The following is a 20257-nucleotide window of genomic DNA, read 5'->3' as shown; positions in this document are numbered from 1 at the left end:
GACGGCGGCGTTTTCTCGCCACCCTCGGGCTAGATCCCGCAAAGACAGCGCCTTTGCTGCAACCCACTCCGTCCGTCACCCCCGGTCTTGTACCGGGGGTCCATGTCTCCGCTCGCTGGATAGCGGTCGAGAAAGCTGAACCCTGGATTCCCGGGACAAGCCCGGGAATGACGGTTTGGAGTAGGGCGGCCTACGCCCCCGCCAGACCTTTCAGCCGGTAGAGCGCGTCAAGCGCCTGGCGCGGCGTCAGCTCGTCCGGATTGATCTCGGCCAGCGCCGCCTCGGCGGGCGAGGGGCCGGAGGGCAGCGCCGGGGTTGCTGCCGGGCGCTGCACCATCGCGGCGAACAGCGGCAGATCCTCGGCGATGCGGGCCGAGGCCGCCCCCGTCTCGCCTGCCTCCAGCTTCTTCAGCACGGATTCGGCGCGCGCCACCACCGGGGCCGGCAGCCCGGCCAGCTTGGCGACATGGATGCCGTAGGAGCGGTCGGCAGCGCCCGCCGCGACCTCATGCAGGAAGACGATCTCGTCCTGCCATTCCTTCACCCGCATGGTGTGGCAGGCGAGGTTCTCCAGCTTCTCCGCCAGCTGCGTCAGCTCGTGATAATGCGTGGCGAACAACGTGCGGCAGCGGTTCACCGCGTGCAGATGCTCGACCGTCGCCCAGGCGATGGAGAGCCCGTCATAGGTCGCCGTGCCGCGGCCGATCTCATCCAGGATGACCAGCGAGCGCGGACCGGCCTGGTTCAGGATCGCCGCCGTCTCCACCATCTCCACCATGAAGGTGGAGCGCCCGCGCGCCAGATCGTCGGCGGCACCCACCCGGCTGAACAGCCGGTCCACCGCGCCGATGCGCGCCGTTTCCGCCGGCACGAAGCCGCCGATCTGCGCCAGGATGGCGATCAGCGCGTTCTGCCGCAGGAAGGTCGATTTACCGGCCATGTTGGGACCGGTCAGCAGCCACAGCCGCTTGTCGCCCTCCAGCACGCAATCATTGCCGACAAAGCGCTCGCCCGCCGCCTGCAGCGCCGCCTCCACCACCGGATGGCGGCCGCCGGTGATGGCGAACTCCGTGCCCTCGGTCATTTCCGGGCGGACATAGCGGTTGTCCGTCGCCAGCTCGGCCAGCGCCGAGGCGACGTCCAGCCGGGCGATGGCATTGGCGGCCAACGCGATGGCATCGGCATGCGCCGTCACCTCACCGACCAGATCGCGGAACAGCGCCAGTTCAACCGCCAGCGCCTTGTCGGCGGCGTTGGAGAGCTTCTGTTCCAGCTCGCCCAGCTCCACCGTGGTGAAGCGCACCGCGCTGGCCATGGTCTGGCGGTGGATGAAGTCCTCATGCGCCAGCAGCTTGTCGCCGTGATTGGTCGAGACCTCGATGAAATAACCCAGCACATTGTTGTGCTTGATCTTCAGGCTGGAAACTCCGGTCTCCTGCTGGTAGCGCGCCTGCAGCCCGGCGATCAGCCGGCGGCTCTCGTCACGCAGCATGCGTAGCTGGTCCAGCTCCGGCGCGTAGCCCGGCGCGATAAAGCCGCCATCGCGGGTCAGCACCGGCAGGTCAGGCGCCAGCGCGCGGCCGAGGCGGTCCACCAGCGCGCCATGCCGGCCAAGATCGTCGAGCGCCTGGGATATCCCCTTCGGCAGCGGCGCCAGCGAGGGCGCGCCAGCCAGATCGCGCAGCACCGCACTTTCCGCCAGCGCGTCGCGGATCGCCGCTAGGTCGCGCGGACCGCCCCGGTCCAGCGTCAGCCGGGTCAGCGCGCGTTCCACATCCGGGCAGCGCTTCAGCGTCTCGCGCAGCTTCCCGCGCAAGCCTTCCTGATCGAAGAAGAACTGCACCCGGTCCAGCCGGTCCTCGATGGCCGGCACGTCGGTCAGCGGCGCCGACAGCCAAGCCGCCAGCAGCCGCGCGCCGGCGCCGGTCACCGTGCGGTCGATGACGGAAAGCAGGCTGCCCTTGCGCTCCCCCGCCTGGGTGCGGGTCAGCTCCAGCGAACGGCGCGTCGCGGCATCGATCTCCATGACCGCGCCGGCCTGCAGACGGCGGGGAGCGGAGAGGCGCGGCAGCTTGCCCTTCTGAGTCAGCTCGACATAGTCCACCAGCGCACCGGCGGCGGCCAGCTCCGCCCGCTCGAAGCGGCCGAAACTGTCCAGCGCCTGCACTTCATAGAGTGCCATTAGCCGCTTCTCGCCGGCCACGCTGTCGAAGCGGGAACCGGGCTGCGGCGTCATCACCTGCTTCCAGTCGGCGAAGGCCTCGAACAGCGCCTCGCGCTGCAGCAGCCGGTCGGGCAGCAGCAATTCCTGCGGATCGAGCCGGGCGAGAGCCGCGGCCACCGACTTTTCCTCCAGCGGCTGTACCTGGAACTCGCCGGTGGACATATCGACCCAGGCGATGCCGAGCTTGCCCTGCGCATCGGCCAGGCAGACCAGATGGTTGTGCCGGCGCGCATCCAGCAGCGTGTCCTCGGTCACCGTGCCCGGCGTGACGATGCGCACCACCTCACGCCGCACCAGCGACTTGCCGCCGCGCTTCTTGGCTTCCGCCGGGTCTTCCACCTGCTCGCAGATCGCCACCTTGTAGCCCTGCCGGACGAGGCGCGAGAGATAGGCGTCATAGGCATGCACCGGCACGCCGCACATCGGCACGTCCTGACCGGCCTGCTGGCCGCGCTTGGTCAGCGTGATGTCCAGCGCGGCGGCGGCGGTGACCGCATCCTCCAGGAACAGCTCGTAGAAATCGCCCATGCGATAGAACAGCAGGCAGTCTGGGTGTGCCCGCTTGGTCTCGATGTAATGTGCCAGCATCGGCGTCGTGGCGGCCGGCTCCTGGGGAGTTTCCGGAGAAATATCTGTCTGGGCGTTCAAGGCGGCATCGCACGGGTTTCGGTGACGGTGGCCGACCATAGCATCTCGCGTCCGCTGCCCGGAAGGCCGCAAGCCCCTCCCCATGCGCCTCCCCATGCCCCTCCTGTGAAAGAGCCACTGGTAATGCCACTTTCGCCCAAGTAGCTTAAAAGGCGAAAAAGAATGGCGCCCAGACCGGCGCCGGAGGAAACCCAAGGATTCCGTCAATGGACAGCACCGAGAATACCAACAAGCGCATCACCGATGAGGAGGCGCTGGCCTTCCATTCAGCCGGCAGACCAGGCAAGATCTCGATTGCCCCGACCAAGCCGCTGACCACCCAGCGCGACCTGTCGCTGGCCTATTCACCCGGCGTCGCCGTGCCCTGCCTGCATATCGAGAAAGACCCGCGCCTGGCTTATGAATACACCTCCAAGGGCAACCTTGTGGCGGTGATCTCGAATGGCACCGCGGTGCTGGGACTGGGCGATATCGGCGCGCTGGCATCCAAGCCGGTGATGGAGGGCAAGGCGGTGCTTTTCAAGCGCTTTGCCGACGTCGATTCCATCGATCTTGAGGTCGATACCAAGGATGTCGAGGAATTCATCAACGCGGTCCGCTTCCTGTCGCCCAGCTTCGGCGGCATCAATCTGGAGGATATCCGCGCGCCGGAATGCTTCATCATCGAGCAACGCCTGCGCGAGGAGATGGACATCCCCGTCTTCCATGACGATCAGCACGGCACCGCCATCATCGCGGCGGCCGGCATCATCAATGCGCTGCACCTGACCGGCCGTGACATCAAGAAGAGCCGCATGGTCATCAACGGCGCCGGCGCGGCAGGCATCGCCTGCGCCGAGCTGGTGAAGGCCATGGGCATGCCGCACGACAACGTCATCCTGTGCGACACCAAGGGCGTCATCTACAAGGGCCGCAGCGCCGGCATGAACCAATGGAAATCGGCGCATGCGGCGGAGACCAAGGCGCGCACCCTGACCGAGGCGTTGGAAGGCTCCGACGTGTTCTTCGGCCTGTCGGCCAAGGGTGCCGTCACCCAGGACATGGTGAAGAAGATGGCGGACAAGCCGATCATCTTCGCCATGGCCAACCCGGATCCGGAGATCACGCCGGAGGAGGTGAGGGAAGTGCGGCCTGACGCCATCGTCGCCACCGGCCGGTCGGACTATCCGAACCAGGTGAACAACGTGCTGGGCTTCCCCTACATCTTCCGCGGCGCGCTGGACGTGCAGGCGAGCGAGATCAACGACCAGATGAAAATCGCCGCCGCCGAGGCCATTGCCGCATTGGCCCGCGAGGACGTGCCGGACGAGGTGGACCAAGCCTATTCCGGCCGTCGGCTGCGCTATGGGCCGGAATACATCATCCCGGCGCCGTTCGATCCGCGCCTCATTGTCGCCGTCTCCTCGGCGGTTGCCCGTGCCGCGATGGATACCGGCGTCGCGCGCAAGCCGATCGAGGATATGCGCGCCTACCGCAACGAGCTGTCCGCCCGCCTCGACCCGACGGCGGCCAGCCTGCAGCGCATCTTCGACAGGGTAGCGGCGAATCCGAAACGCGTGGTCTTCGCCGAGGGCGAAGAGGAGCAGACGATCCGCGCCGCCGTGCTGTTCAAGAATGCCGGCTATGGCACGCCGGTGCTGGTCGGCCGTGAGGACCGGGTGCGCGCCACTATGGCGCAGATCGGCCTCAGCGATCCGGGCGGTATCGAGGTGCATAATGCGCGGCTGTCCACCAACAACAAGAAATATACCGAGTTCCTCTACAAGCGCACGCAGCGCAAGGGCGCGCTGTACCGGGATTGCCAGCGGCTGGTGAACCAGGACCGCAACGTCTTCGCCGCCTGCATGGTCGCCAGCGGCGATGCCGATGCGATGGTGACCGGCCTGACACGCAGCCTTGCGGTGTGCCTGGACGACATCACCAAGGTGATCGACCCGCAGCCGGGCAAGCGCCTGTTCGCGCTGGCCATGGTGATCGCGGCCAACCGCACCGTGTTCATCGCCGATACTTCGGTGCATGAGCTGCCGAGTGCTGAGGAGCTGGCCGACCTCGCCGTGCAGACCGCCGCCAAGGCCCGCGCGCTGGGCCATGAGCCGCGGGTGGCGCTGCTGTCCTTCTCCAATTTCGGCAATCCGAACCGGGAAAAGGCACAGCGCATCCGCGAGGCGGTGGAGATTCTCGACCGGCGCAATGTCGATTTCGAGTATGACGGCGAAATGTCCGCCGATGTGGCGCTGAACCCGGAGCTGCACAAGCTTTACCCGTTCTGCCGCCTGACCGGGGCCGCCAACATCCTGATTATGCCGGCCCTGCATTCGGCCAACATCTCCTACAAGCTGATGCAGGAGCTGTCGGGCGCCTCGGTCATCGGCCCGCTGCTGATCGGGCTGGAGAAGCCGGCGCAGATCGTGCAGATGGGCGCCACCGTTTCCGACATCGTGAATGCGGCGGCGCTGGCGGCGCACGACGCCGTACGTTGACCTTACTCCAGCCAGGCTGAATCAACTCAAAAAGGGCAAGGGGTTGTGAGACCCCTTGCCCTTTTCTGTTTTTCCGACTTAGGCTGCACGCATAAAAACTAATGACTAATGATCGTACGGCCAGATTCAACTGCGCCTCGAAAAAGGGAAAGGGAGGAAACCAAAATGAAAAGACTCGTATTGTCTCTTGCCGCCGCCGCCATTGTTGGCGCCGCCGGTCTCGGTGTTGCCCAGGCTGCCGAGAAACTGAAATACGCCCATGTCTATGAGACCACCGAGCCCTATCACAAGCGGGCGCTGTGGGCGGCCGAGGAAATCAAGAAGCAGACCAATGGCCGCTACGAGATCGAAGTCTTCCCGGCCTCGTCGCTCGGCAAGGAATCCGACATCAATGAAGGTCTCGGCCTCGGCACGGTGGATATCATCTATACCGGCGCGCTGTTTGCCGGCCGCTTCTACGGGCCGATCGCCATTTCCGGGGCGCCCTTCATGTTCCGCGATTTCGATCACTGGAAGTCCTACGCCGCCAGCGACCTGTTCGGCGAGCTGTCTGCAGGTTATCGCAAGAAAACCGGCCATCAGGTACTGGCGCTCACCTATTACGGCCAGCGCCACGTCACCTCGAACAAGCCGATCCTCAAGCCCGAGGACATGAAGAATCTGAAGATCCGCGTGCCGGATGCACCGCTTTACCGGATGTTCCCGGAAGCGGTCGGCGCCAACCCGACGCCGATCGCCTTCGCCGAGGTCTATCTGGCCCTGCAGCAGGGTGTGGCCGACGCGCAGGAGAACCCGCTGCCGACCATCCAGGCCAAGAAGTTCTATGAGGTGCAGAAGCACATCAACCTGACCGGCCACATCACCGACGCCCTGCTGACCATCGTCAGCGGCATGCGCTGGGACAGCATGAAGCCGGAGGATCAGAAGATCTTCGCCAGCGTGCTGAAGGAGGCTGCCGCCAAGGCGACCGCCGATATCGTCGAGTCGGAGCAGAAGCTGGCCGACTGGTTCGTGAAGGAAGGCGTCACCGTGAACAAGGTGGATCGCGCTCCGTTCCGCGAGGCCGTGGTGAAGCTGCATAACGGCCCGTCCGCGACCTGGGATAAGGCGACCTACGACAAACTGCAGGCGCTGAAGTAAGCGACCCGCGACGCCGGCCCGCCCCACCCAGACACGGAAGCCTTGCAATGAGCGACGATTCCGCGAAAACCCAGCTGTTTCCCGAGGACGAACCCGATTCGGCGGTCGATCTTTCCGACTTCCGGCCGGAGGATATCCTCAACCTGCTGGTGTTCTGGGCGCTGGCCGGCGTCGTGTTCCTGCAGTTCTTCACGCGTTACGCGCTGAACAATTCCATCGGCTGGACCGAGGAAATCGCCCGCTATCTGCTGATTGGCGTCGGTTTCCTCGGCTCCATCATCGCGACGCGCAAGAACACTCATATCGCGGTGCAGTTCTTCTACCGCTACCTGTCGGTCAATGTTGGACGGGGGCTGTCCACGCTGGTCGATCTCGGCAACATCGCCTTCTACGCCGCCGCAACCTGGATCTGCATCAAGCTGGCGATGCGCACGCGGCAGTACATGGCCGTGGTCGATCTGCCGAAATCCATCGTCTACTGGGTCGTGGTGGCCGGTTTCGCCGGCATGACGATCTATTCCGTCCTCGTCGCGCTGAAGCACTGGCGCCAGGGCTATAGCGACCTGACCCGGCCGACCGGCGATATCAAGACGACGGACTGACGCCCGCTTCTCCTTATTTTCCCCTCAGTCGGAGGCTGCGACCGTGCTGCTGACCCTGCTGTTCGTGATGTTGTTCGGCATGCTCGTGATGGGCGTTCCCGTCGCCATCGCCCTGTCCGCCTCCTCGCTGATCTATATCCTGCTGGCGGGGACCGTGCCGGACGTGGTGGTGCTGCACCGGATGGTGAATGGCGTGGACAGTTTCCCGCTGCTGGCCATCCCGTTCTTCATCCTGGCCGGCAACCTGATGAATTCCGCCGGCATCACCAACCGCATCTTCGACTTCGCCAAGGCCTGTGTCGGCTGGGCGCGCGGCGGCCTTGGCCATGTGAATATCGGCGCCAGCGTGATCTTCGCCGGCATGTCCGGTGCGGCGGTGGCCGACGCCGGCGGCCTCGGCACCATCGAGATCAAGGCGATGCGCGATGCCGGCTATGATGATGAGTTCGCGGTCGGCGTCACCGCCGCCTCCTCCACCATCGGGCCGATTATTCCGCCGTCGCTGCCCATCGTGATCTATGGAGTGATGGCGAATGCCTCCATCGGCCAGCTGTTCGCCGCCGGTTTCATCCCCGGCCTGATGATGGCGGTCGCGCTGGCAATCATGGTGTTCTGGTATTCGCACAAGCGCGGCTATCCGCGCGATTCGGCGTTCTCCGTACGCCGTCTGGTGATGAGCTTCTTCTATGCCATCCCCTCGCTGATGACGCCGGTCATCATCATCGGCGGCATCCTGTTCGGCCTATTCACCCCGACCGAAGCCGCCATCGCCGCCGTCTTCTATGCGCTGCTGCTGGGCGTGCTGGTCTATCGCACGCTGGGCTGGCGGCGCATCGTGCGCGTCACCATGGACACGGTCGAGACCACGGCGATCATCCTGCTGATCGTTGCCGGCGCTTCCATCTTCTCCTGGATCCTGACCAGCACGCGGGCGACCGAGCATTTCGCCGATATCGTCCTGCATGTCACCGAAAATCCGATCCTGATCCTGCTGCTGATCAACCTGATCCTAATCGTCGTCGGCTGCTTCATGGAGACCATCGCCGCCATCACCATCCTGGTGCCGGTGCTGCTGCCGGTGGTGGAGAAGCTGGGCATCGACCCGGTGCATTTCGGCGTCGTCATGGTGCTGAACCTGATGATCGGCTTGCTGACGCCGCCGGTCGGCATGGTGCTCTATGTGCTGTCGCGGGTATCTGGCGTATCCTTCGAGCGATGCGTGGCCGCGACGGCGCCGTTCCTGATCCCGCTTGTAACGGTGCTGCTGCTGATCACCTTCATACCGCAGCTCTCATTGTGGCTGCCGACCCTGATCTATCGCTAATCCCCCTGCGCTGGGGGCGCCCTGTAGGAGGGGCATGAGCCAATGTCCGGAACCGAGAGCCTCAGCATCCGCCTGCATCCGGCGGACAATGTCGTGGTTGCCCGCCTGGCGCTGATGCCGGGCACCGCCCTGCCGGCGGAGAAACTGACGGTCAACGGCTCCATCCCCGCCGGCCACAAGGTGGCCACAGCGCCGATCCGGGCCGGCGAGCCGATCCGCAAATACGACCAGATCATCGGCTTCGCGACCGACGACATCGCGATCGGCGATCACGTCCATGTGCAGAATGTCGAGATGCGCGATTTCGAGCGCGACTATGCCTTTTCCAGCACCGCAAAGCCGACCGCCTTCGTGCCGGAGGCGGAGCGCGCGACCTTCCAGGGCTTCCTGCGCCCGACCGGAATGGCCGGCACCCGCAACTATATCGGCATCCTGACCTCGGTGAACTGCTCGGCCACGGTGGCGAAATACATCGCCGCCGCGATCACGCCGGACATTCTGGCGCAGTACCCAAATGTCGATGGGGTGGTGGCGCTGGTGCATTCCACCGGCTGCGGCATGGCAGATTCGGGGGAGGGCTACGCCAATCTGCAGCGCACCTTGTGGGGCCATGCACGGCACCCGAACTTCGCCGGCATACTGATGGTCGGCCTGGGCTGCGAAGTGAACCAGATCGACTTCCTGCTGGAGGCCTACGGGCTGGAGCGCGGCCCGCGCTTCCAGACCATGACGATCCAGGACATTGGCGGCACCCGCAAGACCGTGGACCGCGGCGTCGAGATCGTGAAATCCATGCTGCCGGCCGCGAACGAGGCGCGCCGCACCAGCGTGCCGGCCAGCCACCTGACGCTGGCGCTGCAATGCGGCGGTTCCGACGCCTATTCCGGCATTACCGCCAACCCGGCGCTAGGCGCGGCCGCTGACCTGCTGGTCCGGCATGGCGGCACGGCGATCCTCTCTGAAACGCCGGAAATCTATGGCGCCGAGCATCTGCTGACCCGGCGCGCCATCGACCGCAAGACCGGCGAGAAGCTGATCGAGCGCATCCGCTGGTGGGAGGAATACACCACCCGCAATGGCGGGGAGATGAATAACAACCCCTCGCCCGGCAACAAGGCCGGCGGCCTGACCACCATCCTGGAAAAGTCGCTGGGGGCCGCCGCCAAGGGCGGCACGACGAACCTGACCGGCGTGTTCAAATATGCCGAGCCGATCAACACCAAGGGCTTCGTGTTCATGGACTCGCCAGGCTATGACCCCTGCTCGGTGACCGGGCAGGTGGCCAGCGGCGCCAACATCGTGTGTTTCACCACCGGGCGCGGCTCGGTGTTCGGCAACAAGCCCTCGCCCTCGCTGAAGCTTGCCACCAACTCTGCCATGTACCGCAAGCTGGAAGAGGACATGGATGTGAATTGCGGCGCCGTGCTGGATGAGGGCATCTCGATCCAGGATATGGGCCAGCGCATCTTCGACCTCATCCTGCGCGTGGCCTCGGGCGAGAAATCCAAGAGCGAGGCGCAGGGTTTCGGCGATGCGGAATTCATCCCCTGGCAGGTTGGCGCCGTAATGTAACGATATGGCGGTTGACCGGCGGCATCCCTGCCGGCCTATGCTGTAGGTTCCGTTAAGCCTTCCGCCAGCCCGAGGCCCCCATGCCCGCAACCCGACTGTCGCGCTCCGCGATCGTCAAGACCAGCCTGCTGCTGTCCCTGCCTGTCGGGCTGGTGCTGCTGGTGCTGGTCGCCGGCGGCCAGCTGAATGGCTGGCCCGCCCTGCTGGGCTGGGCGATTTCTCCCGGCATCTTCGCGCTGCTGGTGCAGCGTCATTTTCAGCGCATTGCCCGGCTGGAAGCGGCGGTTGAGGGTGGTTCGGCGGAGATCGAGCCGAACAGCCCGCTCGCCCCGCTGGCCGGCCGCATCGAATCGCTGCATCGCGTGCAGGCGGAAAATCTGGGCGCCCTGCGGCAGCGCCTCCATGCCGCCCATGTCGCGCTGGAATCGCTGCCCGACCCGCTGCTGCTGATCGATGCCGAGGCAACCATCGTGGCCACCAACCGGGCCGCCCGCGAGATCTTCGGCGAGGCGCTGGCGGGCAGGGCGGTAGCCAGCAATCTGCGCCATCCGGAGGTGCTGAAGGCGGTGGAGACAGCCCTTGAACAGGGGCAGGGCCGCACTGTCGAGATGACCATGCTGGTCCCCATCGAGCGCAGTTTCGCCGTCAGTGTCGAACCATTGCGCGAACCGGGGCCGGATGACAGCCGGGCGCTGATCCTGATGCACGAGCTGACGGCGATGAAGCGCACGGAGCAGATGCGCGCCGATTTCGTTGCCAATGCGAGCCATGAGCTGCGCACGCCGCTCTCCACGCTGGTCGGCTTCATCGAGACGCTGCGCGGCCCGGCCAAGGACGATCCGGAAGCGCATGAGCGGTTCCTGGAAATCATGCATGAGCAGAGCCTGCGCATGTCGCGGCTGGTGAACGACTTGCTGTCGCTCTCGCGGATCGAGCTGAACGAGCATACGCCGCCGCGCGGGCTGGCCGACCTGTCGCGCATTCTGTCCAGCGTGAAGGCGACGCTGGACATGCAGGCGGCGACCAAGGACATGGACATCCAGCTCGATATCGAGGACGGGCTGCCGCCGGTCACCGGCGACGAGGACGAGCTGGCGCAGGTGGCGCAGAACCTGATCGACAATGCGACCAAATATGGCCGACCCGGCACCCCGATCCGGGTGACGGCCCGGCGCGCCGACAGCGTACCGGCAGCCTTCCCCAAGGCACCGCATGGCGCGGTCCTGATCCGTGTTCAGGACCAGGGCGAGGGCATCCCGCGCGAGCATATTCCGCGCCTGACCGAACGGTTCTACCGGGTCGACAAGGCGCGCAGCCGCGATCTTGGCGGCACCGGTCTTGGCCTTGCCATCGTGAAGCACATCGTCAGCCGCCACCGGGGGGCGCTTTCCGTCGACAGCCAGGTCGGCAAGGGCAGCGCCTTCACCGTCTATCTGCCGGTCGCCGCATCCGCGGGCTGAACGGCCGCCGCGAAAACCCCCGATTCGATGTCGATGTAATAAAAGCGTCATCGAAACGTAGTATTTATGCCGTGCAAGCCCGTTATTGATAGCGCAGGCGCACGGTCCGCCATCGATCATGCCCTTGGAAAGGAAGTCTCATGCCCACCCATACCGTGAAATCCTTCGACGAGGAATTGAAGCGGCTGATGAATCTCATCTCGCAGATGGGCGGGCTGGTGGAGACGCAGGTGCAGGACTGCATCCAGTCCCTGGCGAAGCGCGACAGCACCATCGCCGAGCGGGTGATCCAGGGCGATCTGAAGATCGACAGCCTGGAGCATGATGTGAACGATCTGACGGTTCGCATGCTGGCACTGCGCCAGCCGCTGGCCGAGGATCTGCGCCGCGTTGTTGGCGCGCTGAAGATTTCCGCCGATCTGGAGCGCATTGGCGACTACGCCGCGAACATTTCCAAGCGGGCAGTCGCCCTGAACCAGGTGCCGCCGGCACGGCCCGCGACAGGTATTCCGCGCATGGGCCGGATGGTGCAGCAGATCCTGAAGGAAGTGCTGGACGCCTATGTCGAACAGGATGCCGAAAAGGCCCTGCTGGTCTGGCGCCGGGACGAGGAGGTGGACGAGATGTACACCAGCCTGTTCCGCGAGCTGCTGACCTACATGATGGAAGACCCGCGCAACATCACGCCCTGCACGCATCTTCTGTTCATGGCGAAGAACATTGAGCGCATCGGTGACCACGCCACCAATATCGCCGAGACGCTGTACTACCAGGTAACCGGCCGGCCGCTGACCGCCGAGCGGCCGAAGGGCGACACCAGCGCGTTCACCGTCGTCGAGCCGGAGAACTGACCTACGGTTTGAAACATTTCCACTGGCCTTTTTCCCTTGAGGCCTGCCGAGATTGGACCACACGATGAAGCCGCTGATCCTGATTGTCGAAGACGAAGCCGCGATCGTCACGCTACTCAGCTACAATTTGGAGCGCGAGGGCTTCCAGGTCCTCGAAGCGCGCGACGGCGAGGAAGGGCTGCTGCTGGCCACCGAGCGCCGGCCCGACCTGATCCTGCTGGACTGGATGCTGCCGCTGCTGTCCGGCATCGAGGTCTGCCGCCGGCTGCGCCGCACCCCGCAGACCCGCAGCATCCCGATCATCATGCTGACGGCCCGCGGCGAGGAAGGCGACCGAGTACGAGGCCTGAATGCCGGCGCCGACGATTACGTCACCAAGCCCTTCAGCCCCAGCGAACTGCTGGCCCGCGTCCGCGCCGTCATGCGCCGCGCCCGGCCTGCCGCCGATGCCGAGACGCTGCGCTGCGGCGACATCGTCATGGACGTTGCCGCCCACAAGGTGAAGCGCGGCGACCGCGATGTGCATCTGGGGCCGACCGAATTCCGCCTGCTGCGCCATTTCCTGGAGCATCAGGGCCGCGTCTTCTCCCGCGAGCAGCTGCTGGATTCGGTCTGGGGAGCGGATGTCTATGTCGAGCCGCGCACCGTGGATGTGCATATCCGCCGCCTGCGCAAGGCACTGAACGAGGATGCCGAGGGTGATCCGATCCGCACCGTCCGGTCGGCCGGCTATGCGCTGGATGCCGTCGCGCCGCAATTCGCCTGACACCCCATCAGTGCGTCGACTCTATATAAGAAATTAATGTAAAATATTATTTTATTGCCGTTTATCGCCCTGTCATTCCGGCTTTTTCGGCGAGTCTTCGAGCTGGCTCAAGAGCGCCGCGAGCCTCTCCTCGTCCAGGATCCCGATCTTCCGCGCCAGCTGGTGCGCCAGCCTGGTGGCGCTTGGCGACAGGCCGGCCGTGTCGATGGTGACGCGCGGATGGGATATCTCCGCCAGCCGATTCAGCGCTTCCGCATCGTCCCAGATGAGCCCAAAATAACCGCAGATCTGATGGATCAGCCCGTCGGTGGGCCGGCCGCGATGGCCATGCTCCAGCGCCGAGAGATAGGCCGAGGAGACCTGCAGCGCCGCCGCCATCTCCTTCAGTGTAACGCCACGCGCGGCGCGCAGCGCCCGCAGCCTTTCCCCGAACGGCGTCATGCCTCCTCCCGCACCCGTCGCAGCAGGACATAGAGCGCGCCGCCCCCGCCATCCTTCGGCTGCGCATGGACGAAGGCCAGCACCTTCTCGCGGTTGCCGCCCTCATTCAGCCAGCGCGGCACCTCGCGCTTCAGCACACCGGCTTCGTAACGGCCGAATTCGTCACGCCGCGTCCCCTTGCCGGTGATCACCAGCACGCAGCGCAGCCCGCGCGCCTGCGACCGGGCGATGAATCCGTTCAGCGCCACATGGGCGGCATCCTGCGTCATGCCATGCAGATCGATGCGCGCCTCAATGGCGACCTGGCCGCGCTTCAGGCGCATCTGGCTGCGCTTGTCGAGCCCCGGCGCGCTGTCATGCTTCAGGGTCGGCAGAACGACCGGCGCCTTGACCGGCGGTGCGACCGGCTGAGGAAGTGGCTCATCCTTTGACACCCGACCGCGCTTGCGGCTGGCCGGCGCCATGCCTTCGGCCTCGGGCACGGCGGGAACCGGTTCCGGCGGCAGCTCATCCAGCATGCCCAGCCGCAGGCGCTTATCCTGCGGCAGCGGCTTGGCGTCCTTCACGACCTGGCGGAAAAGCTCAGCCTCGTCCTTGCTGGCGCGCCGCCGGGCCATGCCTAGCCGTCGATCAGGACAATGTGCAGCCGGCGCGGTCCGTGGGCGCCCATCAGGATCTTCTGCTCGATATCGCCGGTGCGCGACGGGCCGGTGATGAAATTCACCGTGCGCGGCATGGAATCCTTCGCCTGCGCATCGCGCAGCCGCGCCCAGCCATCCTCGTAGGAACCGACGATCTGGCTCTTCTTCAGCACCACGATATGGGTCTCGGGCAGCAGGTTCAGTGTGGTCGGGCTGTGCGGGCCGGAGGTCAGCATCAGCGTGCCGGTCTCGGCAATGCCGGCAAAGGCCGGGGTCACGCTGGCCGTATCCGGCTCCTCGGCCTTGCCGGTATTGATGGTCAGGGTCGGGCGCTTGTCCCAGGGAAGGCCGGACAGCCAGGCATCCGGCGCCACGCGCAATTCGGCCGGCAGATTATGCTGCGCCAGATACTCGGCGATGGCGTCAGGGACCTCTGCGGCATCCGCGACCTGGCTGATGGTGGCCTGCACGCCTTCAGCCATCTCGACGAACAGGGTGACCTGCTGGTCGTGCGGCAGCTGCGCCCGCTGCGGGATCAGGTTCGGCCTGTGCTCCGCGATCCGCTGTTCCAGCTGCGCCGCCGGCTCGCCGTCCAGCGCACTGCGGCCAAGCGACCGGCGGATGCCGGCCAGGATCTGATCGCGCGGGGACATGTCGGGCATCAGGCGGCCCCCTTCTTTTCGCGGTAAAGCTCCTGGAAGGTGCGACCCTGCGGGGCGGGCATGTCGCGCACCGAAGTCCAGCCCCCGGCCAGCGGCAGCGACCGGAACCGCCCCTTATCCCGGCCGAACCGGCCAAGCAGCTTCATGGCAATGCCGGTCAGGCGCTGATAGAGCGCCGGCCGCTTGGCGAAGAACGCCCAGAGGGCGAGGCCCGAGCGGTAGGGGGCCGGTGACAGCTTGCGTTCATATTCCCGCTTGCGCCAATGCCGCATCATCTTCGGCAGCGGAATACGCATCGGGCATACGCTCTCGCAGCGCCCGCAGAAGGTGGAGGCGTTCGGCAGGTGCCCGGCCTCCTCGACACCGACCAGGGTCGGGGTCAGCACCGCGCCCATCGGCCCGGGATAGACCCAGCCATAGGCATGGCCGCCAACCGCGCTGTAAACCGGGCAGTGATTCATGCAGGCCGAGCAGCGGATACAGCGCAGCATTTCCTGGAATTCGGTGCCCAGCATGGCGCTGCGGCCATTATCCAGCAGCACGACATGGAACTGTTCCGGCCCGTCCAGATCCTCCGGCCGCCGCGGCCCGGTGGAGAAGGTAGTATAGACCGACATTTCCTGCCCGGTGGCCGAGCGGGCCAGCAGGCGCATGATCGTGGCCGCATCCTCCAGCGTCGGCACAGTCTTTTCCAGGCTGGCCAGCACGATATGGATTCGGGGGAGGGTCTGGGTCAGGTCGCCATTGCCCTCGTTGGTCACTATGACGGTCGAGCCGGTCTCGGCGATCAGGAAGTTGGCCCCGGTAATACCGACATCGGCCTTGATGAACCTGTTCCGTAGTTTCGCGCGTGCCTCGTCGAGCAGCTGGCGCGGCTCCGACAGCGGCCGGTCGGCTGGCAGGTCGGTGTGGATCTTGCGGAAGCTTTCCTCGACATCCGACTGGTTCAGATGCACCGCCGGCGCGATGATGTGGCTGGGCGGTTCCTTGCGAATCTGGATGATATATTCGCCCAGATCGGTCTCGATCGGCTCGATCCCGCTTTCTTCCAGGAAATCGTTCAGCGCGATCTCCTCGGCGATCATCGACTTGCCCTTGGTGACGGTCTTCGCCTCCACCGAGCGGCAGATTTCCAGGATTTTTTCGCGCGCTTCCTGCGGCGTGCGTGCCCAGTGCACATGGCCGCCATTCTCGGTCACCCGGCGCTCAAAGCGCTCCAGGTAATAATCGAGATGGGCCAGCGTATGGTTCTTGATGTCGCGGCCCTGGTCGCGCAGCGCCTCGAACTCCGGCAACCTGTCGATGGCCGCACGGCGCTTGTCCTGGAAGCCGGCGCGCATGTTGCCCAGCGCGCGCTGCAGCCGCTCGTCATGCAGTGCGGTGTGGGCATTGTCCTTGAAGGCGTGGCTGGTGGGCTGCATGGCGTCAGCTCCCGCGTCCGGGTTCGCCGATGGCAGGCTGATCGGTCATACCGGCCAGCACCTCGGCAACATGGCGGACCTGCACTTTCTCGCCGCGCCGCTTCAGCTTGCCGGCCATGTTCAGCAGGCAGCCGAGATCGCCGGCCAGCAGGGTCCCGGCACCGGTCTTCACGATGTCGTCGGCCTTGTCGGAGACCATGCGGTCGGAAATGTCAGGGTACTTGATGCAGAAGGTGCCGCCGAACCCGCAGCAGGTTTCCGCACCCGGCAGTTCCTTCAGCTTCAACCCTTCAACCGAGCCGAGCAGGCTGCGCGGCTGCTGCTTCACGCCCAGCTCGCGCAGGCCGGAACAGCTGTCGTGATAGGTCACCGTACCGTCGAAATGCGCCTCGACGCCCTTCATCCCCATCACATCGACAAGGAAGGAGACCAGCTCATGGGTGCGGTGGCCGACATGATGGGCGCGTGGCCCCCATTCGGCATCCTCCTTGAACAATTCGGCATAATGATCGCGCAGCATCCCGGCACAGGAGCCGGAAGGGGCGACCACGTAATCGAAACCCTCGAAGGCGCGGATGGTGTTGCGCGCGATGTCCTTCGTGTCCTGGAAATCGCCCGAATTATAGGCCGGCTGGCCGCAGCAGGTCTGCGCCTCCGGCACCTCCACAATGCAGCCCACCTGCTCCAGCAGCCGGATCGCAGCAAAACCGACGGACGGGCGGAACAGATCGACGAGACAGGTGACGAACAGCCCGACCCGGGGCTTCTTCTGCGGCGCTTCCTCAACCATTGCGGGCTCTTCCTGCCGTGGCATTTCTTGCTTCGCCGCTAAGATGACGGTTGCCGAGTTGCTTGACAAGCCGGACCGGTATTACCAGTCAGGAAGCCGGCGCCAGACCCTTGGGCAGCAACAGATAATACTGGCCGTTGGACTTCATCCGTCCGGCCCGATCGGCAGCGGCATCGCCATGGCCCCAGAACAGGTCGCCGCGCACGGGGCCGCGGATCGCCCCGCCGACATCCTGGGCCACGACCAACCGGCGCAACCGCTCGGCACCAGCATCCGGATGCTGGGCGTCCAGCCAGACCGGCGTGCCCAGCGGCACGAAACGGCGGTCGACGGCCAGACTGCGCAACGGCGTCAGAGCGGCCCCCTGTGCACCCAGCGGCCCGTCGCCGGGCAGTTCTCGGAAGAAGACGTAGGACGGGTTGGTGTTCATCAGCGCCGCCGCCTCGCCCGGATTGGCCGCCAGCCAGGCGCGGATCGACTGCATGGAGACAGTCTCGCGGGTCAGCGCGCCACGCGCGATCAGCTCCCGCCCGATGGCGACATAGGGGTGGCCGTTCTGCCCGGCATAGCCCAGGCGCATCACCCTTCCATCCTCCAGCGTCACCCGGCCGGAGCCCTGAATCTGCAGGAAGAAGGCATCGACCGGGTCGTCCACCCAGACGATCTCCAGCTTGCGAGGATCAAGGACACCCTCGACGATGGCCTTGCGGTCCTCATAGGGTTTTAGATTGCCGCCCACCACACGGCCGGCGATGCGCTGGCCCTTCAGCTCGTCGCGGAACTGGCCGAGATCGACCATGACAAGATCGTCCGGCCGGCGATGCAGCGGCACCGGATAGCGCGCCGAGCGCTGCAAGGCGCCACGCAGCTCCGCCTCGTAATAGCCGGTGAACAGCCCCTCCGGCGCGCCGTTGTTGCCGGCGCGATAGGGGCGGAAGTTCGATTCAAAGAAGGTACGGACGGCGGTCGCGTCACCCGCCGGCACAGCACGTGCCGTCTCACAGACCGGCAGCCAGTCGCCGATGGTACCGAAGCGCTCGTCCGGTCCGAAATTGCGGGCAGGCGGCTGCGGCTTCAGCCGATCGCAGGATTTCAGCAGGGCCGGCATGACCTCGGCGAGGGAATCTGCCTGCCATCCCGGCAGATCGGCATAGCCGACCGGTTTCAGGGTCAGCTGATCCGGCTTTTCCGTTACCGGTGCGCAGGCTGCCACGACCAGCAGGAGCAGGCCTGCCGTCAGGGCAAGAAAATGATCCGGGAGCCGGTTGAGGCCTGAGCGGGCAACCATGAACCGTCAGCTGGGCGTGCGGGTCGCGGACAGAAGCCAGTTCGGATCGTCTGACCGCGTGTCGCGCCGGAAGGTCCAGATATCCACGACGCTCTCGATCCCGTCGGGGTCACCGTCGATCACCTCGCCTTCCGCATTGCGGGTCAGATTGACCTGCTCGCTGACGAATTCGACGGTCACTTCGGCGACCGATCCCTTCATCCGCGCCTCGGTGATATCGGCGGCATTAAGCGACAGAAGGCGGGTCTCCAGCGTCTCCTTGCGGGCCTCACGGGCATCGATGGCGCCAACGAAACGGTCATAGACATCGTTGGCGAGCAGCGGGCGCAGCGTGTCCTTGTCGCCATTGGCGAAGGCCAGGACGATCATCTCGAAGGCGGCACGCGCGCCGTTGGCGAACTGCTTTTCCTCGAAGTTGCCATCGGCCAGCTTGATCTGGGTCAGGCCTGCCGCGACCGAACCGGGAGGGGCGTTCTCCAGCTCGGCGGCCAGCTTCGCGCGCTGCGGCAAGGCCACGACATTGTCCGCATCACTCTCGGCTTCCGGCTTCGGGCTGAACGGATCAGGCCGGTCGCGCTCGTTACCGGTACGGCGGCCAAGCACGCTGCGCAGGCGCAGAATGAGGAAAGCCGCCACCATGGCGAAAAAAATGATGTCCAGAAATGGTAGTCCGTCGCCCATCTAGTTACATCGGGCCGGACCAAACTGGACCGTCACCCGCCCTTTGCGCTAAGTAAAATCACGTCTGTCAGCCATGACAGCATGATGCGTGCTGTTTCAATAGACGAATCAATCCCTAAATAGGGGCGAACAGATGAAAGAGCAAGCATGCCCCTCCTGATACTCGCCCTGCTGATCGGTATCCCGCTGGTCGAAATCGCCCTGTTTATCGAGATTGGCGAGGAGATCGGCGTCTGGCCCACCATCGGCCTTTGTATTGCCACCGCGCTGGCCGGCAGCCTGATGCTGCGTGTCCAGGGCCTGTCGACGCTGACGCGGGCCCGCGCCGCCATGGCACGCGACGAGATGCCGGTGCGCGAAATGCTGGACGGTATCGGTCTCGCCATTGCCGGCGCGATGCTGCTGACCCCCGGTTTTGCCACAGACACCGTCGGGCTGCTGTTGTTCATACCGGCCATCCGGCGCGGCATCGGCCGCTGGCTATGGCGTAGCCTTGTGAAGAGCGGCCGCTTTCATGTGGTCGGCACGCCGTTCCCCGGTGGCCCGCGCCGGGGTGGACCGATCATCGATGGCGACTATCGCGACATCACCGAGACCGAAGGCGGCCAGCCGGGCAATCCCGACTCGCCCTGGCGCCAGCTGCCCGACGCCAACGCGCCCGACACCCCCTCCGACAAGACGGATAAACAGCCATGATTCTGGTCCGCCACGGCCAGTCCGAATTCAATGTGCATTTCGCCAAGACCCGGGTCGATCCCGGCATTGTCGATCCGGCCCTGACCGAAGAGGGGCGACGGCAGGCACAGGCCGCCGCCGAGATACTACGCGAGCATGAGATCGAACGGCTGCTGGCCAGCCCCTTCACCCGCACCTTGCAGACCGCAGAGATCATCGCCGATACGCTGAAGCTGCCGGTCGAGATCGAGCCCCTGGTGCATGAGCATGCCGCTTTCGTCTGCGACATCGGCACCTCGGCGCGCGACCTGGCGAAACGCTGGCCGGACTGGCGCTTCGACCACCTGCCGGATCGCTGGTGGCCGGAGGCGGAGGAGGAAGAGCAGCTGCACGCGCGCTGCCAGCGTTTCTGGGGCCTGATCGAACCGCATGAGGCAAGGCCGCGTACACTGGTCGTCACCCATTGGGGCTTCATCCGGGCACTGACCGGCCTGCGTGTCGGCAACGGCCATCTGGTGCGCTTTACGGCACCGGGCGCGGCTGAACTGCTGCACCCACGCGAGATGGCCTGAACCACCCATTTTCCTGCGG

The 20257-nt window shown here is 65.4% G+C and carries 18 protein-coding genes; 10 read left to right on the top strand and 8 right to left on the bottom strand.

All coding sequences use genetic code 11. The features are described from left to right. Positions 1 to 190: 190 nt before the first annotated feature. Complete coding sequence (gene mutS / locus MK313_RS02630; protein ID WP_287780085.1) at positions 191 to 2812, bottom strand: DNA mismatch repair protein MutS; 2622 nt, start codon at positions 2810 to 2812, stop codon at positions 191 to 193. A gap of 266 nt (positions 2813 to 3078) precedes the next feature. Here mutS and MK313_RS02625 point away from each other — a divergent pair, with 266 nt between their 5' ends. The 8 genes from MK313_RS02625 to phoB all read left to right on the top strand — a co-directional run bounded on the left by MK313_RS02625 (position 3079) and on the right by phoB (position 13067). After that, positions 3079 to 5352 carry an NADP-dependent malic enzyme gene (locus MK313_RS02625; protein WP_287780004.1) on the top strand — a complete coding sequence of 758 codons (2274 nt, stop codon included), beginning with the start codon at positions 3079 to 3081 and terminating at the stop codon, positions 5350 to 5352. A gap of 165 nt (positions 5353 to 5517) precedes the next feature. Continuing rightward, positions 5518 to 6492 carry a sialic acid TRAP transporter substrate-binding protein SiaP gene (locus MK313_RS02620; protein ID WP_287780003.1) on the top strand — a complete coding sequence of 325 codons (975 nt, stop codon included), beginning with the start codon at positions 5518 to 5520 and terminating at the stop codon, positions 6490 to 6492. A 47-nt stretch (positions 6493 to 6539) separates the two neighbouring features. Then, positions 6540 to 7094, top strand: coding sequence for a TRAP transporter small permease (locus MK313_RS02615; protein WP_008943199.1), 555 nt, complete (start codon positions 6540 to 6542; stop codon positions 7092 to 7094). Positions 7095 to 7137: 43 nt separating this feature from the next. After that, positions 7138 to 8418 carry a TRAP transporter large permease gene (locus MK313_RS02610; RefSeq protein WP_287780002.1) on the top strand — a complete coding sequence of 427 codons (1281 nt, stop codon included), beginning with the start codon at positions 7138 to 7140 and terminating at the stop codon, positions 8416 to 8418. 42 nt (positions 8419 to 8460) lie between these two features. Beyond that, entirely contained in the window at positions 8461 to 9990 is a 1530-nt protein-coding gene (locus MK313_RS02605) for a UxaA family hydrolase (RefSeq protein WP_287780001.1), read from the top strand. An 80-nt stretch (positions 9991 to 10070) separates the two neighbouring features. After that, complete coding sequence (locus tag MK313_RS02600) at positions 10071 to 11450, top strand: ATP-binding protein (protein ID WP_008943202.1); 1380 nt, start codon at positions 10071 to 10073, stop codon at positions 11448 to 11450. Between the two features lie 140 nt (positions 11451 to 11590). Beyond that, on the top strand, positions 11591 to 12301 hold the full coding sequence (gene phoU, locus MK313_RS02595) for a phosphate signaling complex protein PhoU (protein WP_121221378.1): 711 nt from the start codon (positions 11591 to 11593) through the stop codon (positions 12299 to 12301). 64 nt (positions 12302 to 12365) lie between these two features. Continuing rightward, positions 12366 to 13067 carry a phosphate regulon transcriptional regulator PhoB gene (gene phoB / locus MK313_RS02590; RefSeq protein ID WP_287780000.1) on the top strand — a complete coding sequence of 234 codons (702 nt, stop codon included), beginning with the start codon at positions 12366 to 12368 and terminating at the stop codon, positions 13065 to 13067. 72 nt (positions 13068 to 13139) lie between these two features. Here phoB and MK313_RS02585 read toward each other — a convergent pair whose 3' ends face one another. The 7 genes from MK313_RS02585 to MK313_RS02555 all read right to left on the bottom strand — a co-directional run bounded on the left by MK313_RS02585 (position 13140) and on the right by MK313_RS02555 (position 18991). Continuing rightward, the gene (locus MK313_RS02585; protein WP_008943205.1) at positions 13140 to 13508 is read right to left on the bottom strand and encodes a helix-turn-helix domain-containing protein; all 369 of its coding nucleotides are present in this window, start codon (positions 13506 to 13508) and stop codon (positions 13140 to 13142) included. Continuing rightward, on the bottom strand, positions 13505 to 14125 hold the full coding sequence (locus MK313_RS02580; RefSeq protein WP_287779999.1) for a Smr/MutS family protein: 621 nt from the start codon (positions 14123 to 14125) through the stop codon (positions 13505 to 13507). Before MK313_RS02580 ends, MK313_RS02585 begins: the two co-directional genes overlap by 4 nt. 2 nt (positions 14126 to 14127) lie before the next feature. Then, positions 14128 to 14811 (bottom strand): LutC/YkgG family protein, encoded by a 684-nt coding sequence (locus MK313_RS02575; protein WP_121221372.1) that lies wholly within the window; start codon positions 14809 to 14811, stop codon positions 14128 to 14130. Then, positions 14811 to 16232, bottom strand: coding sequence for a LutB/LldF family L-lactate oxidation iron-sulfur protein (locus MK313_RS02570; RefSeq protein WP_287779998.1), 1422 nt, complete (start codon positions 16230 to 16232; stop codon positions 14811 to 14813). The genes MK313_RS02575 and MK313_RS02570 overlap by 1 nt, the downstream gene beginning before the upstream one ends. A 4-nt stretch (positions 16233 to 16236) precedes the next feature. Further along, complete coding sequence (locus MK313_RS02565) at positions 16237 to 17022, bottom strand: (Fe-S)-binding protein (protein WP_287779997.1); 786 nt, start codon at positions 17020 to 17022, stop codon at positions 16237 to 16239. Positions 17023 to 17110: 88 nt separating this feature from the next. After that, a complete protein-coding gene (locus tag MK313_RS02560) occupies positions 17111 to 18310 on the bottom strand; it encodes a murein transglycosylase A (RefSeq protein WP_287779996.1) in 1200 nt (399 codons plus the stop codon). Between the two features lie 6 nt (positions 18311 to 18316). After that, positions 18317 to 18991, bottom strand: a complete 675-nt coding sequence (locus tag MK313_RS02555) for a Tim44/TimA family putative adaptor protein (RefSeq protein ID WP_287779995.1) — start codon at positions 18989 to 18991, stop codon at positions 18317 to 18319. A gap of 147 nt (positions 18992 to 19138) precedes the next feature. Between MK313_RS02555 and MK313_RS02550 the strand changes: the two genes are divergently transcribed. Together MK313_RS02550 and MK313_RS02545 are read left to right on the top strand one after the other, a co-directional pair. After that, positions 19139 to 19687, top strand: coding sequence for an FxsA family protein (locus MK313_RS02550; protein ID WP_121221364.1), 549 nt, complete (start codon positions 19139 to 19141; stop codon positions 19685 to 19687). Beyond that, positions 19684 to 20238 carry a histidine phosphatase family protein gene (locus tag MK313_RS02545; protein WP_008943213.1) on the top strand — a complete coding sequence of 185 codons (555 nt, stop codon included), beginning with the start codon at positions 19684 to 19686 and terminating at the stop codon, positions 20236 to 20238. The genes MK313_RS02550 and MK313_RS02545 overlap by 4 nt, the downstream gene beginning before the upstream one ends. Positions 20239 to 20257: the final 19 nt, after the last annotated feature.

The organism is Oceanibaculum sp. (genome assembly GCF_022449305.1).
GTDB lineage: Bacteria > Pseudomonadota > Alphaproteobacteria > Oceanibaculales > Oceanibaculaceae > Oceanibaculum > Oceanibaculum indicum.
Note: the sequence above shows the minus strand (reverse complement) of the source record. Positions and strands in the feature narration are given on the sequence as shown.

What these genes read in the sequence shown, in the direction of transcription:
- mutS (WP_287780085.1), bottom strand. Translation starts at nt 2,812, where the DNA reads ATGCTGGCACATTACATCGAGACCAAGCGGGCACACCCAGACTGCCTG.
- MK313_RS02625 (WP_287780004.1), top strand. Translation starts at nt 3,079, where the DNA reads ATGGACAGCACCGAGAATACCAACAAGCGCATCACCGATGAGGAGGCG.
- MK313_RS02620 (WP_287780003.1), top strand. Translation starts at nt 5,518, where the DNA reads ATGAAAAGACTCGTATTGTCTCTTGCCGCCGCCGCCATTGTTGGCGCC.
- MK313_RS02615 (WP_008943199.1), top strand. Translation starts at nt 6,540, where the DNA reads ATGAGCGACGATTCCGCGAAAACCCAGCTGTTTCCCGAGGACGAACCC.
- MK313_RS02605 (WP_287780001.1), top strand. Translation starts at nt 8,461, where the DNA reads ATGTCCGGAACCGAGAGCCTCAGCATCCGCCTGCATCCGGCGGACAAT.
- MK313_RS02600 (WP_008943202.1), top strand. Translation starts at nt 10,071, where the DNA reads ATGCCCGCAACCCGACTGTCGCGCTCCGCGATCGTCAAGACCAGCCTG.
- phoU (WP_121221378.1), top strand. Translation starts at nt 11,591, where the DNA reads ATGCCCACCCATACCGTGAAATCCTTCGACGAGGAATTGAAGCGGCTG.
- phoB (WP_287780000.1), top strand. Translation starts at nt 12,366, where the DNA reads ATGAAGCCGCTGATCCTGATTGTCGAAGACGAAGCCGCGATCGTCACG.
- MK313_RS02585 (WP_008943205.1), bottom strand. Translation starts at nt 13,508, where the DNA reads ATGACGCCGTTCGGGGAAAGGCTGCGGGCGCTGCGCGCCGCGCGTGGC.
- MK313_RS02580 (WP_287779999.1), bottom strand. Translation starts at nt 14,125, where the DNA reads ATGGCCCGGCGGCGCGCCAGCAAGGACGAGGCTGAGCTTTTCCGCCAG.
- MK313_RS02575 (WP_121221372.1), bottom strand. Translation starts at nt 14,811, where the DNA reads ATGCCCGACATGTCCCCGCGCGATCAGATCCTGGCCGGCATCCGCCGG.
- MK313_RS02570 (WP_287779998.1), bottom strand. Translation starts at nt 16,232, where the DNA reads ATGCAGCCCACCAGCCACGCCTTCAAGGACAATGCCCACACCGCACTG.
- MK313_RS02565 (WP_287779997.1), bottom strand. Translation starts at nt 17,022, where the DNA reads ATGGTTGAGGAAGCGCCGCAGAAGAAGCCCCGGGTCGGGCTGTTCGTC.
- MK313_RS02560 (WP_287779996.1), bottom strand. Translation starts at nt 18,310, where the DNA reads ATGGTTGCCCGCTCAGGCCTCAACCGGCTCCCGGATCATTTTCTTGCC.
- MK313_RS02555 (WP_287779995.1), bottom strand. Translation starts at nt 18,991, where the DNA reads ATGGGCGACGGACTACCATTTCTGGACATCATTTTTTTCGCCATGGTG.
- MK313_RS02550 (WP_121221364.1), top strand. Translation starts at nt 19,139, where the DNA reads ATGCCCCTCCTGATACTCGCCCTGCTGATCGGTATCCCGCTGGTCGAA.
- MK313_RS02545 (WP_008943213.1), top strand. Translation starts at nt 19,684, where the DNA reads ATGATTCTGGTCCGCCACGGCCAGTCCGAATTCAATGTGCATTTCGCC.